Genomic DNA, 16,633 nt, shown 5'->3' with positions numbered 1-16,633 from the left:
GTGTATTTTCTGTTGACCCAAAAATACAATAGGTTTTATTATAAAAACAAATTTGTTAGAATACTCTAACTTATTACTTTTGTAAATCTAATTAATCTGATTCATGTCAAAAGTTGCGCTACTTTTTCTTTGCACATTTCTTTATATCGGCGAAAGCATAGCCCAGCATAGCCTGGAAGGGCAAGTATTGGTCAATTCGCAACCATTGGAATTTGCAAATGTGATGCTCAAAGGAACCACCAAAGGAGCAGTGACAGACAGTTTGGGATTTTTTCGGATCAATGATATTCCTTCTGGAACTTATCAAATTCAAGTCTCACGAATTGGTTTTTTGACTGAAAGTGTGCAGGTCAAAATTCCAGATATCAAAACCAAGCTGACAGTGGAACTGAAGGAATTGGACAGTAGTCTCGATGAAGTAGTGGTCAGCGGGACAATGCAGGAAGTTTCCAAACTGGACAGCCCGGTGCCTGTTGAGGTGTACAAAGCAGCTTTTTTCAAAGCAAATCCAACACCGTCGCTTTTTGAATCCCTTCAAAACGTCAACGGGGTCCGGCCCCAGATCAACTGTAATGTCTGCAATACAGGAGACATTCACATCAACGGACTGGAAGGCCCGTACACCATGATTTTAATTGACGGGATGCCGATAGTCAGCGGTCTGGCGACGGTTTATGGATTGACGGGGATTCCCCAATCTTTGATCGACCGGATAGAAGTCGTCAAAGGTCCAGCATCCACGCTATATGGTTCGGAGGCTGTCGGAGGTTTGATCAATGTGATTACCAAAAGAACCGAGGTGGCTCCGGTCCTTGCCGCGGATGCTTTTGTATCGGGATGGGGTGAAGTCAATGCGGATTTGGGTGTAAAAAGCACATTTGGAAAATCCATTCAGTCCCTGACCGGTGTGAGCCTCTTTTGGTATGACAATCCAATTGACAACAATGGTGATGGATTTACCGACCTCACTTTGCAGAAGCGGGTTTCCTTATTTCAAAAATTTCAGGTTCAGCGAAAAGCAGGCCGAGTTTTTACCATGGCCGGAAGGTATGTGAACGAAAATCGCTGGGGAGGTCAAATGGAATGGACCGAAGCAGATCGGGGAGGAGATCAGATCTATGGGGAAAGCATCCGCACCCGTCGATGGGAGGCTTTTGGAACCTATCAGCTTCCAGTAAAGGGGATAGTTAATTTTCAATATTCCATCAACGGACATAAACAGGATTCCTATTATGGAGACATCCCGTACTTTGCCGATCAAAAGATCGCTTTCGGGCAGTTGACTTGGATGAAAGAGGCCGGAAAGAACAATTTGCTATTAGGTGCGGCCTATCGCTATACTTTCTATGATGATAATACTCCGGCAACGGCTAATAACGGCACAGAAAACTCCCCATCTAAAATCCACTTGCCAGGCGTTTTTGCCCAAAATGAATTCAAGATTTCTCCCAACCAAAGCATCTTGGCTGGGATTCGCTACGACTACAACAGCCTGCACGGAAATATTTTTTCACCCAGGTTGAATTATAAACTGGTCTCGGAGGATAAAAGCACGGTTTTTAGATTTTCCCTTGGAAATGGTTTCCGTGTTGCCAATGTTTTTACAGAAGATCATGCGGCTTTGACAGGTGCCAGAGAGGTGGTTTTTGCAGAGGAACTAGCCCCAGAAAGAAGCTGGAATACCAACCTGAATTTGGTGAAAAAGATATACTCTGACCGGGGAAATTACTTTGGGTTTGACGCCTCAGTGTTCTACACCTATTTTACCAACCGGATCGTCCCAGATTATGAATCTAATCCTAACCAGATCATCTACGCCAATCTCGATGGAAGTGCAGTTTCCAAAGGAATCTCCCTGAATTTTGATGCTGCCTGGAACTCCGGATTCAAGGTTTTGGCGGGGGCAACTTTGATGGATGTGAGTTTGGAAGAAGAGGGACAAAAAGTGCGTCAGCTTTTGACAGAACGGTTTTCCGGAGTTTGGACGATTGGTTATGAGTTTCAGGAAATCGGCCTTTCTGTAGATTACACAGGCAATGTGTACAGCCCGATGCGCTTGCCGCTTTTGGGAGAATTGGACGACCGCGCCGAGTATTCACCTTGGTGGAGCATCCAAAATATCCAATTGACCAAATCCTTTGGCAATAAGTGGGAAATCTATGGAGGAGTGAAGAACCTCCTGAATTTTACTCCTCCGGCTAACAGCATCGCCAGGGCTTTTGATCCTTTTGACAAAGGAGTTGAGTTTGATCAGAGTGGGCAAGTAATCCCAACGCCTGAGAATCCCAATGCGCTGACATTTGACCCGACGTATGTATTCGCTCCGAATCAGGGAATTAGGGGATTTTTTGGAGTGAGGTATACGCTGCTATGATTGAATCTTCAGAAAAGCAAAATTGAGGTCCTTTTGCAGTGACTCCCTCTTTTGAGGAGAGGGGATTTGATCTTAAAAAAATGGCCTGTGCAGTATTCCTACACAGGCCTTTTCTATTAGTAATGGTTAAATTAATTTGATTCTGTCTTTTCTTCTGGTTTTGGGGCGGCAGTCAATTTTTTGACCAAATCGCCTTCTTTCAATTCCTTGCTTACAACAAAATAAGGGCCTGAGATGACTTCATCACCATCTTTTAAGCCATCCAAGATTTCTATGTTTTCATAATCAGATATCCCTGTTTTAACAGTTCTGATTTTAGCCACACCATTCTCGCTGACGAAAACCAATTCCTTGTTTTTGGTTGTTCCGCCTGCCAAAGAATCAACATGGGTTTCACGGGTAGTGACAGCGGCAAGCGGGATAGCAAGGGCATCACTTTTGGATGTAGTAAGAATTTCCACTGAAGCAGTCATTCCAGGACGGAAAGGATATTTGTTTCCGGCTTTTACCAGATCCTCATAGGAACTGTTTAGAATTCTGATTTTCACCTTGAATTCGGTCACGGCATCGGCAGAGGTTTTGGTATTGGCCGTGTTGGCAATACTGGTCACAATGCCTTTGAATTTTTTACCCAAAGAAGTGTATGAGTCTACATCAATAAGGGTAGTGTCACCTAAGCTAAGTCGAACAATGTCGTTTTCGTTGACATCCACTCGGACTTCCATTTTGGAAAGATCAGCGATGGTCATCATTTGAGTACCCGCCATTTGCTGAGTTCCCACGACACGTTCGCCCTGCTCAACAAGTAAGCTGGAAACAATCCCGGAAACCGGGGAATTTACATTGGTCAGTCGGAGGTTTTCAGAAGCTTCGTTGACTGATGCTTGGGAGCTTTTTACAATAAATTCTGAAGCGACCACATTTTGCTTGGCAGCTTCCAGGTCTTTTTCTGCTGAAATGTAATTTGCTCTGGCAGTTTCAAAATCCGCATCAGAGATGGCCTTTTCTTTATAAAGCTTATTCTGACGGTTGAAGTTGAGTTCAGCTTGGGTAAACTGGGCTTCGGAACGCTGAAGTGCAGCTTTAGCCTGCGCCGAATTGGCCATTTGTTGATTCAGGTTTGCTTTGGTTCTTTCCAAGGCCGAAACGAAATTATCAGGTCGGATTTTAACCAAAAGTTTACCCATTTCTACGGAGTCACCTTCAGCTACATTGAGTTCGATGATTTCCCCGGCAACGTCAGGAGAAAGTTTGACTTCTACTTCAGGCTGGATCTCACCGGAAGCGCTTACTTTTTCTATAATGATCGTTTTTTTAGCCGTTGCAAATTCCACTTCGGTTTCTTTTGCACCGCCGATCCACCCGGCAGAGCGTCCGATGACAGCAACAACGATTATCAGTCCTACTGCTCCCAGTAGGTAATACAAGAGTTTATTGGACTTTTTAGTAGCCATGGTTTAGTTTAAGTTGATGGGGTTACCGAGATAAAAATCAAGCACTTTTACTCTGAATATGTAGGTGTATTTTGCATTAAGCAAATCAGCCTGGGCATTGAAGAGGTTATTCTGAGCCACCTGAAAGTCAACCGAGTTGATAGCTCCAAGGTCGAATCGTTGTTGGGCAATCCGGAAAGTTTCCTGCAAGCTATTGACTCTGATTACCGAAGCTTTGTAAGAAAGGTCTGCTGCCAGGGCACTGTTATAGGCAGTTTCGATATTCTGTCGCAGCAGGTTTTTGGCTTCCAAAGTTGCAACATCCTGAATTGCCTTCTGAGCGCGGGCTCGTTGAAGACTTGATTTATTGTTGAAATTTGTGAAAATCGGGATGCTTAAATTGAAGGTTAAAGCCTGTGATAGGTTGGATTCAAATTGGTCTCCAAAGGAAGGACGGTCGGTGCCAAATACCTGATCCACGTAGTTGGTAAAGATGTTTGCTCCAACACCTATGGAAGGGTAGAAGGCACCTTTTGCGATTTTCTCCTGAAATTCGGCACTTCTTACATTCGCCTCGGCAAACTTAATCTCGGGCATGATCTCTACTGCAGTTTCATAAATTTCCTGAGTGGTTTCGGTGGCCATCAATCCTTCTTCCATTTCAAACTCCGGCTCGATTACTTCAAAATCTTCCGAAAAAGGAATCTGCATGGCCTGGGCGAGGTTTAGCTTGGCACCTCGATAGGCATTCTGGGCATTAATGACTTCGAGCTGGTTTGTTGCGTTTTGGGACTGGAGATCCAGGTAGTCAGACATTGGAAGCGATCCTGCATCAACCAATTTCTTGGTTCTTTCCATTTGCTCTGTAGTGCTTTTGAGTTGATTTTCCGCAATTTTCACTTGCTCACGGTTGAAAACCAAATTGATAAAGTGGTTAATCACATTCAGCGTAATGGTGTTTTTATTCGCTTCCAGATTATAGGCTCCGGCTTCCAAGTTGCTTTTAGCTTGACCGATAGAGTTTGTTACTTGCAAGCCTCTGAAAAGAGGCATACTGGAACTTGCCTGGAAATTGATGTTTCCGATTCGGTTATTTTCAAAAAGGTTGGTGACCGGGTTGATAGACCTTCCCCATCGTACCCCGTAGCTTGAGCCTGTGCTTAGGGAAGGGTAACGCTGCCCCTTGTTTTGAAGTAGGGTAGCCTCTGTGATTTCTTGATTCAATAAATTTCGCTTCAAGGTCAGGTTATTTTCCAAAGCGATGTTTATTGCAGTCTGCAAATCGTAGGGACCAGAGGGTATTTCTTCCTGTGCAAAAGCAGCAGTCATGAGACCCAATGTCACAAAAACTCCCAGAAAAAGTCTTCTCATAGTTAGTTGGTTTAGTTTGGTTATGGTTAAAAGCATTTACAAATCAATATCAGGAATATAAATCAATTGAGAAATCCAAGGTAGGGATTTCAGGTAAAGTGTCGTGATTTCTCTGATTCCCGAATCCATTTCAATCACATGACAGGCTACATCGTTTTTCCCCTTTCGGGAGACAGACATGGTCGCGATATTGGTTTTTTCCTGGGCTATTACACCCGAAATAAAAGCGATAGCTCCGGAAATATCCCCTGCTTTGATAATCAGCGTATGATTGTGTGCCGAAAAATTAGCCACAAAACCATCCACTTCAGCAATGTTGATTACCCCTCCACCGAGACTTTCGCCCACCACCTCGATCTGAGTTTCACCTTTTCTCAAGTTTAGTTTGATCGTGTTTGGATGGTGGATGGAAGAATTGCCAATGGATTTGAATTTGTAATTCAAGCCTCTTTCTGCAGCAATTTCAAGTGCATTTTTGATTCGGGAATCATCGGTTTTGAAATCCATCAATCCTCCTAATATCGCCCGGTCACTTCCGTGGCCTTCGTAGGTTCTGGCAAAAGAGTTGTAAAAGGTAATGACTGCCTCGTCCGGCATTCCGCCCAAGATTCGGATGGCAGCACGGGCGATTCTCACCACTCCGGCAGTATGAGAAGATGACGGCCCGATCATTACCGGTCCGATCATATCAAATACACTGCTTTTGTTTGCCATGGGGACTTTTTATCCAATTTTGATGCTAACACTTTTCCTGACTCAAGATTAAGTTATTTTTTGCTTTCTTTCAGCATTTAAAGACCACTGAGGTGGTTTTGTTTGCTACTTTTAACAATGCCTTTATTGAACAGATTTTGTATATGATCGAATTCGGACACATTTATGAGCGGAACTGATACAATTTACGTCCTGGATTCATCTTCTTGTAAATGGCAAAAAGCCTCGGAGTATCAGATTCCGAACCGTGCATTGAACTTTGGTGATGGATTATTCGAAACCATGGTTTTTGATGGAGCAAAGATCCGGTTTTTCAACAGCCATCTTGAAAGACTCCAAAAGGGTATGCAAATTCTTAAGCTTAGCGCCGGGAATTGTTATTTTTCAAAATTGGAAAAGTGGCTTGTTTCAGAATTTTCCGGACAAAAACTCCGGGTCCGTTGGAATCTTTTTCGAGAAGGTTCCGGAAAATATACTCCAGAATTTAACGGCTGTAATCAGACGCTTCACATTCAAACTCTAACGACTGCGCCAACTGTAAAAATCCAAGCGGCATTTGCCGAGCAGATTTCTCTTTTTCCTTACCCATGGAGTCAATGCAAAACTCTCAATGCTTTGCCCTATGTGCTGGCAGCTCAGGAGCGGGTGGAGCGAGAACTCGACGAACTTATCCTTTTGGATTATAAAGGAAAAATTGCTGAAGCAAGCTCTTCCAATATTTTCTGGAGAAAGGGGAAGAAAGTCTATACTCCATCTTTGGAATGCGGATGTATAGAAGGAGTGGGGAGAAGGGCAATTTTGGAGAAAATTCCTCGATATGTGACCCAAGGTGTATTTGGAACCAATGAGCTGCTTAGCGCAGATCAAGTTTGGGTTTCCAATGTTACAGGTATTAGTTATTTGGAAAAAATAGATTCCTTGGAATTTTCTACTGAAGATTGGGAGCCTCTCCTCGGAATTTTCGAATAAATCTATCCTTCCGGATTTTTTTGCATTGACGTTTAAACCAAACCCTTATATTTATCGACCTTAATTTGTAAAATTTAAACTAACACCTCTTAACATTACCCAAAACCACCAATCAACCCAGTTGTATGCTATTAGAACCCATTGACCTTGTTGTCTTCTTTGGCTACTGTTTCCTGATTATCGGAATGGGCCTTTTTGTCTCCCGGGAGAAAAAAGGCCACGTCAAGAACTCCTCAGATTACTTTCTCGCCTCCAAAGCTCTGCCCTGGTGGGCCGTCGGCGCATCTCTGATTGCTTCCAATATTTCTGCAGAGCAGTTTATCGGAATGTCTGGTTCAGGCTTTGCCCTTGGACTTGCGATCTCTACCTACGAATGGATGGCGGCAGCCACCTTGCTGGTAGTTGCGATTTTCTTCCTGCCTGTGTACATGAAGAAGGGCATCTACACCATGCCTGGATTTCTTTTGGACAGGTATGACACGCGTGTTCGCACCACGATGGCAGTCTTCTGGTTGTTGCTGTATGTTTTTGTCAATCTGACCTCAGTTTTGTACCTGGGCGCATTGAGTTTGAATACCATTCTTGATATTCCTTTGACCTATGGGATCATAGGTTTGGCGCTTTTTGCCATGGTTTATTCTATTTATGGTGGATTGAAAGCAGTGGCTTGGACCGACGTAGTTCAGGTGGTATTCCTGATTGCCGGTGGATTGGCCACGACCTACATTGCTTTGCAAATGGTCGGCAGCGGTGATGCTTGGGCAGGTTTGGGAGTTCTCAGAAGTGAAGTTCCGGGACATTTTTCAATGATCCTGGAGAAAGGTGAAATGATGATCCCTGATGGAAAAGGCGGTACCCGAGATGCTTATGGCGATCTACCTGGATTATCCGTTTTGGTAGGCGGAATGTGGATCACCAATTTGAGTTATTGGGGATTCAACCAATACATCACGCAGCGTGCCCTTGCCGCAAAAAGTCTGGACGAAGCCCAAAAAGGGATGATTTTCGCAGGTTTCCTGAAGCTTTTGATGCCATTGATTGTGGTTGTTCCCGGAATTGCCGCATTGGTTATTGTAAACAACGGAATTGACACAGGATTTATCGAATCAATGAAAGATCCGGTGACTGGCATCCTCAAGTCAGACAGAGCTTATCCTACTTTGCTTCAGGTGTTACCAGCGGGGCTAAAAGGTCTGGCATTTGCTGCTCTGACAGCTGCGATTGTTTCCTCACTCGCATCCATGGCCAATAGTACATCGACCATCTTTACGATGGATATTTACAGCAAATATTTTGGTAAGACCGCCTCTGAAGCCAAGCAGGTGAAAGTAGGTCGAATCACAGCCGTTGTAGCCTTTATCATTGCGGCGATTGTCGCACCGGCATTGGGCCAATTGGATCAGGCGTTTCAGTTTATCCAGGAATACACCGGATTTATCAGCCCGGGTGTATTTGCGATCTTCTTCTTTGGTGTGTTTTGGAAAAAAACCACGTCCAATGCAGCTCTTGTAGGTGCTGCTTTGAGTATCCCACTATCTGTCGTATTGAAGGTTGTTTTCCCGGCATTGCCATTCATTGACAGAATGGGCTATGTTTTTCTAGTCTTGGCAGGTCTGATGATTGTGATCAGTTTGATTGAAGGAAAAGGAAAGGACCATCCAAAGAGCATCGAAATCAATGCGGAACTTTTCAAGACCAGTACTGGATTTAAAATCGGTGCAATCCTGATTTCAGGCATTATCGCAGCACTTTACACTATTTTCTGGTAAAAAAGAATGAGAAGATTACTATTGGGCCTTGATATCGGAAGTTCATCCGTCAAGGCCTCGTTACTTGATGCAGAAAGCGGTAAATCCATAGCTTCAAAAGCATTTCCCGAGGAGGAAATGGGCATCAACGCCCCCGAAACAGGCTGGGCCGAGCAGGACCCTGAGATGTGGTGGAAGTATGTGAAGGAGACAATTGCCTTTGTAAGCAATAAAGCTGAAGTCAAAAAAGGCGAACTCAAAGGAATAGGAATCGCCTATCAGATGCATGGATTAGTGTGTGTGGACAAAGAACAAAAAGTTCTCAGAACCTCCATTATCTGGTGCGACAGCCGTGCGGTAAGCATTGGAGAAAAGGCCTTCAAAGGCCTTGGAGCGGACTATTGTCTGCCACATTTGTTGAATTCTCCCGGAAATTTCACCGCATCCAAACTCCGGTGGGTGATTGAAAACCAGCCTGAAATTGCCGCCAAAATCCATAAAATCATGCTTCCCGGGGATTTTATCGCCATGAAGCTGAGCGGTGAGATCCTGACCTCCGAGACAGGCCTTTCAGAGGGGATTTTTTGGGATTTCAAAGAAAACGGCTTGAGCAAAAAGTTGCTGAAGCAGATGGAAATTCCCCAGGATTGGATTCCTGAGGCAGTTCCTTCTTTTTCTATTCAGGGAAAAATAACTGCGGCCGCGGCAAAAGAGACCGGACTTGAAGCAGGAGTTCCGATTTCGTATCGTGCCGGTGACCAACCTAACAATGCTTTTTCACTTCAGGTATTGAAGCCGGGAGAATTGGCAACTACTGCAGGTACCTCAGGGACTGTTTATGGAGTATGCGATTCACCACTTTATGATCCACATTCCAGGGTCAATACCTTTGTGCACGTCAACCACTCAAAGAAAAAGCCTTCCTATGGTGTTTTACTTTGTGTAAATGGCACCGGAATTCTGAATTCCTGGCTTAAAAAAGTCATGGGCGGCAAATGGATTTCCTATGAGGAAATGAACGCAATCGGAAGCGGCGCTCCCATCGGTGCTGAAGGCTTGGTGTTTATTCCTTTCGGAAACGGAGTGGAACGGATCATGCAAAACAAACCTGTTGGGGCTCACTTGTTGGGGCTTGACCTGCTCAAGCACGACAAAAAGCATGTCGTAAGGGCCGCACAGGAAGGAATCGTTTCTTCATTGACGTATGGTTTTCGGATAATGAAAGACATGGGGATGAACCTCAAGACAGTAAAGGCGGGTCGTGCCAATATGTTTCTCAGTCCTTTGTTCAGAAAGACATTTGTTCAGATGAATGAGGTAAATTTGGAACTCTATGATACCGACGGAGCTCAGGGAGCTGCGAGAGGAGCAGGGATTGGTGCTGGAGTTTTTGCTTCCGAAACTGAAGCCTTTGCAGGCTTGGAGTTGCTGGAAACACTGGAACCCAACCCGATTTTTAGCCAACCCTACCTGGATTCCTACTCCAAATGGGAAGGCAAATTGAACGAAGTACTCAAATCCGGGATTGCCGGATAAAAATCTTGCAAACCTATTTTACCTAAATAACCAATTAAACTATGTCCAAGACCTATTTCCCATCCATCGGCAAAATTAAATTTGAAGGCCGGGAAAGCGAAAACCCATTAGCTTTCCGTTTTTACGACGAAAACCGCGTAGTAGCAGGCAAAACCATGAAGGAGCATTTCAAGTTTGCTATTGCCTATTGGCATTCCTTCTGTGCAACCGGTTCTGATCCTTTTGGTCCTGGCACCATTAAGCACGCCTGGGATGAAAGCGCAGATCCAATCCAGCGTGCCAAAGACAAGATGGATGCTGCATTCGAATTTTTCACTAAGATCGGAGTTGAATATTACTGCTTTCATGACATCGATCTGATCGAGGAAGGCGGCTCTCTGGCAGAGTATGAAGCGCGGATTAAGATCATTACCGACTATGCGCTTGAGAAGCAGAAGGCGACAGGAGTGAAGTTGCTTTGGGGTACTGCCAACGTTTTTAGCAATCCACGCTACATGAACGGTGCCTCTACCAATCCAAACTTTGACGTATTGGCTTTTGCCGGCACACAAGTGAAAAATGCCATCGATGCGACTATCAAGCTTGGCGGTGAGAATTACGTATTCTGGGGCGGCCGCGAAGGCTACATGTCTTTGCTCAACACCGACATGAAGCGAGAAAAGGACCACTTGGGGAGATTCCTGACAATGGCCAGAGACTATGCACGCAAGAACGGTTTCAAAGGCACCTTCTTCATCGAGCCTAAACCGATGGAGCCTACCAAACACCAGTATGATTACGATTCCGAAACCGTGATCGGATTCCTGCGTCACTATGGACTGGACAAGGATTTCAAACTGAATATCGAAGTCAACCACGCTACCTTGGCAGGCCATACCTTTCAGCACGAGCTTCAGGCAGCTGCTGATGCCGGGATGCTAGGAAGTATCGATGCAAACAGAGGTGACTACCAAAATGGTTGGGATACCGACCAGTTTGCACTGAACCTCCAGGAACTTGCCGAGTCCCAGCTTGTGATCTTGGCCGCAGGCGGATTGCAAGGCGGCGGGGTGAACTTTGATGCGAAGATCCGTAGAAACTCCACCGATCCAGAGGATTTGTTTATCGCCCACATTGGTTCCATGGACGCGTTCGCCCGTGGTTTGTTGATCGCGGCCGATATCATGGAAAAGTCCGACTACCTGGAAAGAAGAAAAACACGTTATGCGAGCTACGACGCCGGTAAAGGGAAAGCGTTTGAGGAAGGAAAACTTACGCTGGAAGACCTGAGAAATCATGCGTTTGAGGCAGGGGAGCCTACTCAGATCAGCGGCAAGCAGGAATACTTTGAAAATCTGATCAATCGGTTTATCTAAAAATTAGATTTGATTTTCTTAAATAAAGTCCGGCCGATATTCCTTGAGCCGGACTTTTTTCAATTTTTGCTTAGGTCATTGATGCTTATTGATTTGCGGTGCTCTAGTTGCGTAATTGGTCAATGCATTTCGGGCAAATCCATCGGGAGCGGATTTATTTAATTTTTTTGAAAGTATTCAGAGGAAAGGACAGTGAGAAATCATTTATTTTCAGCAAATTCCCAAACAATCCACCCTAAGAAACCTTGAAACGAAATCTTCTCCTTTTTCTGCTTCTGCCGCTTTTCTTCGGTTGCGACCTTCAAAAACCGGAATCGATAGTAAGCTTTCCAAAGCTAATTTCCGATGGTATGGTTTTGCAGCGGGACATGCCCCTCAAAATCTGGGGTAAAGGAATTCCTAATGAGAAAATTAGAGTAAGTCTGGCTGGTGCAGTCGGCAGTTCTCAGGTCTTGCCGGACAGTACGTGGGTGGTTCAATTGCCTCCATTGCCTGCTGGCGGCCCTTATGACCTGGTGGTTAATATCCAAACAATCAAGGATGTATACCTCGGAGATGTCTGGTTGGCTGGCGGTCAATCCAACATGGAATGGCCATTAAAGGCTGGAGTCATTGGTGCAGAAGCCGAATTTGCGAATCCTGATTTCCCAACAATCAGATTTTTCAAAGTTCCAAATGACTACAGTGCCGAGGAAAAAACCAATGTTTCGGGAGGTCAGTGGAAAGTAGCCAATGCAGAAAATCTTCCAGATTTTTCAGCAGTTGCCTGGTTTTTTGCGAAGCAAAATCACTTGGAAAAAGGAGTGCCTGTAGGTGTAATCGAATCCAATTGGGGTGGTACTCCGGCTGAGGGCTGGACTGAAGCTAAAGTATTGGCGGAAATCGAAGGCAGATCTTACACCCAGGAAGCAAAAGAAGTAATCGAAAATGCAGAAAAATGGAAGGCAGATCTCGCTGAAAATGAAAAGCGGAGGGAGATGCGGGACTTATTGATGGGTAAGCCAGATTCCATGATGGCAGGAGAAGTTTCTTCAATAAACTATAACGACGCCAATTGGAAATCAATCCAACTGCCGGAAGCAAATCCTTTGGAACATATTGCCTGGGTAAGAAAACGATTCAATCTTTCCTCGACAGAAGAAGTGACACTGACTTTGCCAGATGTACATCAGATGGCATTTTTATATGTAAACGGAATTCAGATTCATTACAAAGATTGGGGATCACCCATGCCAGAAGTGAAAATCCCGGGTGAAATTCTGAAGCAAGGCCAGAATGTGCTGACCATCCGTGCCGTGAATGCATGGAACAACAAGCCGGAAATCGGAGGAAAGGGAATGATGTTTTTGACTCAGAATGGGAAGAAAATCAATCTGGAAGGAACCTGGACCTATTCAAATGATCAGATTGAACCTCAACTTCCGGAAGTTCAATTCCACAATTGGAGACCTGGATTTATGTTCAATGCCATGATTGCTCCATTGACTAATTATGCCATCAAGGGTGTCATTTGGTATCAGGGTGAAAGCAATGCCGGGAGAGCTGCCGAGTATCGGGAGCTTTTTGGTGCAATGATTACCAATTGGCGTGCGAGATGGGGGAACGGTGATTATCCTTTTCTTTTTGTACAGCTAGCCAATTTTATGGAGCGAAAGGAACTTCAACCTGAGAGCGGTTGGGCATTTTTGAGAGAAGCTCAAACCCAAACGCTGGAACTGCCTGCAGCCGGGATGGCGACCATAATTGACATTGGAGAAGCGGAGGATATACACCCAAGAAATAAAAAAGACGTCGGAGAGAGACTTTGGCTTCAGGCCAAAAAAGTCGCATTTGGGGAGGAAATTCTTGCCTCAGGTCCCGTATTTAAAGAAGCAAAGCAGGTTGGAAATGAACTGGTTTTGTCTTTTTCTGAAGTGGGAGAAGGCCTGAAATTAAATTCTGGGGTAGAAGTGAAAGGATTTATTATTGAGGATGCAAAAGGGAAGTTTACGACAGCAAAAGGTGTGATTTCAGGTTTGGATCAAGTAAGGCTGACAATTCCCAATGGATTCATCCCGGTGGGAATCCGATATGCCTGGTCGGATAATCCAGAGGTGAATTTGGTCAATGAGCTTAATTTGCCCACGGTGCCGTTTAGGACAGGATTGTAACAAAAAGGAGTCCCTAACGGACTCCTTTTTTGTTAGTTTATTTTCTCCAATATTTCCTTTGACTCGGTCATTTCATCCACCTGCTTTTGAAAATCAGCCCTAGGCGGTACTTTCGCGACATTTTCCAAAAAATCAATAGTCTGGAATAAAACACCCTGCCAATCCTGTGAGGTAATCGCCGAGGCAATGACGTGATCTCCAGCTTTTGGAAAAGCCTGTTCTTTTTTCAAATCCACCGGGGTACCCAATTGACCGTACATTTCAAGCATCTTGGGAACAGACACGACAAAATCCTGCTCCTGATCATTTTTGTAATAATATCCCAGAAACAACGGTTGCTTGATTTTGGAAAAAGTCTCCGCATTCATTTCGCTGTAGAGTAGCGTGGCAAGGCTTACATATCCGTTGATATGGCAGTCTTCGGACCAATAGGCTTTCTTTTCACCTTCCCGATCATGATGGATAACCTTATTTTCCATCGCAGTTTTTTCCATCAGAAATTTCATCCAGGGCTTGAAAAGGACTTCCAGTTTTTGTCCTCCGTCCCTGATCGCAGGGGAATAGACCACTACTGCTTTGATTTCAGGTTGTTGGCTGGCAAGCAATAGTGTCAAAGCTCCTCCCATCGAAGTGCCAACTACAATGACAGAGTCACCCAGACTTTTTCCGATTTGATAGGCTTCGCCCACAGCATCTGCAAGCTTCTGTGCGGAAAGATATTCCATTCCATTTTTTCGATTAATCCCATGTTCTGGCAATCGGGTTACAAAAAGGTTGGCACCAAAGTGAGTGGCGAGAAATCTGTGAACAGGGTCACCTTCCATCGGGCTGGCACTGAATCCGTGAATGTAAACAATAGAATAAGGTGTTTTTGCCTTGCTACTGCTGTCAGCCCATTGGATGTAAGCTTCATTTCCGGGTTTCAGTCCAATGACTGTATCCTCCCTGTTTTTGACATACTGGGCTAGCTCATTGAGCCGAGTGGGTACCTCGTGAAAATTAACAAGCAGTTCCTGCCGATCTACTTTTGGACCGAGCATATAGACAATCACCAAGACGATGGCGGTGACGAATAATCCGAGAAATATTTTGCGAAGCATAAAAATCAGTTGGTTTTGAGAAAAGGCGAAATGGAATCAAATACTTTTGGGTTCATTTTATCAAAAATAGAGTTTTTCTTCAACGAAAAACCAAATCTGAAAGTCGCAGGTAGGGAAACTCCGAAATACAATATCACCGGTGAACAGTAGCAAACGATAGGCATTTGCCGTTTCTATAATAGTTTCACTTTTAGCAAACCATGAAAAAAACACTAGCCCTCATCGCGTTCCTATTTGGAGCCATCTCAGTTCAAGCTCAGGACACCTTTCCCACAAGATCCGTTTATCTGGAATTGGGTGGAGCAGGACTACCGTACAGCTTCAATTATGATTTTCGATTTGACAAAGAGCGGATGAACTCTTGGGGAATGCGGGTCGGGGCAGGAGGATATGCCACTGAAAATGATTCCTTCTTCTCCCTGCCAGTGATGGTCAACAAACTCTATGGCAAAGGTCCGCACTACTTTGAAATGGGATTTGGCTTGACCTTCTTCGCTTTTGACGAAGATTCCTATAGCTACTGTGAAAGCGGATATTATGATCAGAATGGTACCTATATCTGTACTTCCTATGGTGAAAGTGACTATGCGTTCATTCTTCCTGTAGACGGATCGCCAAGTTTGATGGGTACGATGAACTTTGGATACAGGAGAGTGCCGGTTGACGGTGGATTTACGTGGAGGGTCAATCTCACTCCAATCTTCAACAATAACGGATTTTGGCCTTTGTACGCTGGAGTTGGGTTTGGATACGCTTTTTGAGTTTGATCTTTGTCAATAATAGTGTGTCCCAGTGGACAAAACCTGTACGCAACCGTACAGGTTTTTTTTCGCAATCGATTTAAATCTAACAGGATGGATTTTTTTGAAAATTAAATTTCCTTAACATTCCACAATACAGTGTAACCTTCATTTTTTGCAGTTTCTGCAAAATCTGTCCGCTCTTGTAACAGTCGAGCGCAAAAATCCCAAAATCGATCGGAGTCAGATTACCAAATCATGACCTAAACCAAACGATCTTTGGTCAGAAAGCTTAATTAAATTTAAATCGGTTTGGCAAAAGGGTGAGGATTTGTGCGTGCCAAAATGGGTTGGTATGCGCTTCGCATAAGGAGAAGCATAACACTAAACCAACACATTTATGAAAACCTTATTCACAATCGCACTTGCAGGCGCCTTATCTTTTAGCAGCCTTGCAGCAAACGCAGCCGACGATTTAATGGCACTTTCTAACGTAAAGGCAAAATTCAAAAAAGTAAACGTACTTCTCAAAGGAGGGGTTGGAGAAGCAAAAATCGCACTCTTTGACAATACGGGAAGAAAACTTCACCAAAGAAAAGTAAATGTCGGAGAGGGAGATATGATAATCCCTTATAACCTGAAAGACCTGCCTACCGGAGAGTTCAAGGTAAGAATCACCACCGAAGAAGAGCAGGTGGTCTACACGGTGGCTACTTTTGACCAACCGATTCCTGCCGAAGAACTTCCACTGATGGCCTATGGCAGAATAATCGATGATGAAACCGTAAATCTGGCTGTAATTGGCCTTGATGAACCGGGAGTTGAGGTTGAAATTCGTTATGCGGATACCAACAAACTGATCCATCAGGAAGAAATTGGAGAACCTGAAGGTTTCCGTAAAAATTACAGATTGAAAGGTGTTTCACCGGAAGATGTTTATCTTTATGTAACAGATTCAAAAGGCCGGAGCAAAACCATTCATTTTGAATAATTAAAGCCAGCCTGTTGTAGAAAAGCTTCGGATCGAAAGGTCCGGAGCTTTTGCTTTTTTCAGGCCTAAGGTTCCTCTTTAATCCCCAACTTTTTTGCATGATTATCAAGCCTTTTGAATTCCTGTTATTTAGGGCCCAAATTCCCTAATTT

12 protein-coding genes are annotated in these 16,633 nt (G+C 44.3%); 8 read left to right on the top strand and 4 right to left on the bottom strand.

Features of this window, described 5'->3' with window-relative positions; translation table 11 throughout:
- Window positions 1-103 precede the first annotated feature (103 nt).
- A complete protein-coding gene (locus B0E43_RS11065) occupies window positions 104-2,374 on the top strand; it encodes a TonB-dependent receptor (protein ID WP_139352741.1) in 2,271 nt (756 codons plus the stop codon).
- A 131-nt stretch (window positions 2,375-2,505) separates the two neighbouring features.
- On the opposite strand, the gene B0E43_RS11060 is transcribed toward B0E43_RS11065, so the two are convergent.
- From B0E43_RS11060 to sdaAB, 3 genes are read right to left on the bottom strand one after another with little or no spacing between them, the layout of a single operon-like run.
- Window positions 2,506-3,828: an efflux RND transporter periplasmic adaptor subunit gene (locus B0E43_RS11060; protein ID WP_077349617.1), complete on the bottom strand. Its 1,323-nt coding sequence runs from the start codon at window positions 3,826-3,828 to the stop codon at window positions 2,506-2,508.
- Between the two features lie 3 nt (window positions 3,829-3,831).
- Window positions 3,832-5,178 (bottom strand): TolC family protein, encoded by a 1,347-nt coding sequence (locus B0E43_RS11055; RefSeq protein ID WP_077349615.1) that lies wholly within the window; start codon window positions 5,176-5,178, stop codon window positions 3,832-3,834.
- Window positions 5,179-5,214: 36 nt separating this feature from the next.
- Complete coding sequence (gene sdaAB, locus B0E43_RS11050) at window positions 5,215-5,892, bottom strand: L-serine ammonia-lyase, iron-sulfur-dependent subunit beta (RefSeq protein ID WP_077349613.1); 678 nt, start codon at window positions 5,890-5,892, stop codon at window positions 5,215-5,217.
- Window positions 5,893-6,057: 165 nt separating this feature from the next.
- On the opposite strand from sdaAB, the gene B0E43_RS11045 reads away from it, so the two are divergent.
- The 5 genes from B0E43_RS11045 to B0E43_RS11025 all read left to right on the top strand — a co-directional run bounded on the left by B0E43_RS11045 (window position 6,058) and on the right by B0E43_RS11025 (window position 13,650).
- Complete coding sequence (locus tag B0E43_RS11045) at window positions 6,058-6,861, top strand: aminotransferase class IV (protein WP_077349611.1); 804 nt, start codon at window positions 6,058-6,060, stop codon at window positions 6,859-6,861.
- Between the two features lie 125 nt (window positions 6,862-6,986).
- Window positions 6,987-8,630, top strand: a complete 1,644-nt coding sequence (locus B0E43_RS11040) for a sodium/sugar symporter (RefSeq protein ID WP_077349609.1) — start codon at window positions 6,987-6,989, stop codon at window positions 8,628-8,630.
- Between the two features lie 6 nt (window positions 8,631-8,636).
- Window positions 8,637-10,145, top strand: a complete 1,509-nt coding sequence (locus B0E43_RS11035) for a xylulokinase (RefSeq protein WP_077349607.1) — start codon at window positions 8,637-8,639, stop codon at window positions 10,143-10,145.
- A gap of 41 nt (window positions 10,146-10,186) precedes the next feature.
- The gene (gene xylA, locus B0E43_RS11030) at window positions 10,187-11,500 is read left to right on the top strand and encodes a xylose isomerase (RefSeq protein ID WP_077349605.1); all 1,314 of its coding nucleotides are present in this window, start codon (window positions 10,187-10,189) and stop codon (window positions 11,498-11,500) included.
- Between the two features lie 245 nt (window positions 11,501-11,745).
- Window positions 11,746-13,650, top strand: a complete 1,905-nt coding sequence (locus B0E43_RS11025) for a sialate O-acetylesterase (protein ID WP_077349603.1) — start codon at window positions 11,746-11,748, stop codon at window positions 13,648-13,650.
- Between the two features lie 32 nt (window positions 13,651-13,682).
- On the opposite strand, the gene B0E43_RS11020 is transcribed toward B0E43_RS11025, so the two are convergent.
- A complete protein-coding gene (locus B0E43_RS11020; protein WP_077349601.1) occupies window positions 13,683-14,750 on the bottom strand; it encodes a carboxylesterase in 1,068 nt (355 codons plus the stop codon).
- Window positions 14,751-14,950: 200 nt separating this feature from the next.
- Between B0E43_RS11020 and B0E43_RS11015 the strand changes: the two genes are divergently transcribed.
- Together B0E43_RS11015 and B0E43_RS11010 are read left to right on the top strand one after the other, a co-directional pair.
- A complete protein-coding gene (locus B0E43_RS11015) occupies window positions 14,951-15,511 on the top strand; it encodes a hypothetical protein (protein ID WP_077349599.1) in 561 nt (186 codons plus the stop codon).
- Between the two features lie 379 nt (window positions 15,512-15,890).
- Window positions 15,891-16,481, top strand: coding sequence for a hypothetical protein (locus B0E43_RS11010; RefSeq protein ID WP_077349597.1), 591 nt, complete (start codon window positions 15,891-15,893; stop codon window positions 16,479-16,481).
- The last annotated feature ends 152 nt before the right edge of the window (window positions 16,482-16,633 follow it).

Origin of the sequence: Algoriphagus sp. A40, assembly GCF_002002735.1 — a bacterium.
Taxonomy (GTDB): Bacteria; Bacteroidota; Bacteroidia; order Cytophagales; family Cyclobacteriaceae; genus Algoriphagus.
Note: the sequence above shows the minus strand (reverse complement) of the source record. Positions and strands in the feature narration are given on the sequence as shown.

Coding starts and splice junctions, on each gene's coding strand:
- B0E43_RS11010 (WP_077349597.1), top strand. CDS start 15,891: ATGAAAACCTTATTCACAATCGCACTTGCAGGCGCCTTATCTTTTAGC.
- B0E43_RS11045 (WP_077349611.1), top strand. CDS start 6,058: ATGAGCGGAACTGATACAATTTACGTCCTGGATTCATCTTCTTGTAAA.
- B0E43_RS11040 (WP_077349609.1), top strand. CDS start 6,987: ATGCTATTAGAACCCATTGACCTTGTTGTCTTCTTTGGCTACTGTTTC.
- B0E43_RS11055 (WP_077349615.1), bottom strand. CDS start 5,178: ATGAGAAGACTTTTTCTGGGAGTTTTTGTGACATTGGGTCTCATGACT.
- B0E43_RS11035 (WP_077349607.1), top strand. CDS start 8,637: ATGAGAAGATTACTATTGGGCCTTGATATCGGAAGTTCATCCGTCAAG.
- xylA (WP_077349605.1), top strand. CDS start 10,187: ATGTCCAAGACCTATTTCCCATCCATCGGCAAAATTAAATTTGAAGGC.
- sdaAB (WP_077349613.1), bottom strand. CDS start 5,892: ATGGCAAACAAAAGCAGTGTATTTGATATGATCGGACCGGTAATGATC.
- B0E43_RS11065 (WP_139352741.1), top strand. CDS start 104: ATGTCAAAAGTTGCGCTACTTTTTCTTTGCACATTTCTTTATATCGGC.
- B0E43_RS11015 (WP_077349599.1), top strand. CDS start 14,951: ATGAAAAAAACACTAGCCCTCATCGCGTTCCTATTTGGAGCCATCTCA.
- B0E43_RS11020 (WP_077349601.1), bottom strand. CDS start 14,750: ATGCTTCGCAAAATATTTCTCGGATTATTCGTCACCGCCATCGTCTTG.
- B0E43_RS11060 (WP_077349617.1), bottom strand. CDS start 3,828: ATGGCTACTAAAAAGTCCAATAAACTCTTGTATTACCTACTGGGAGCA.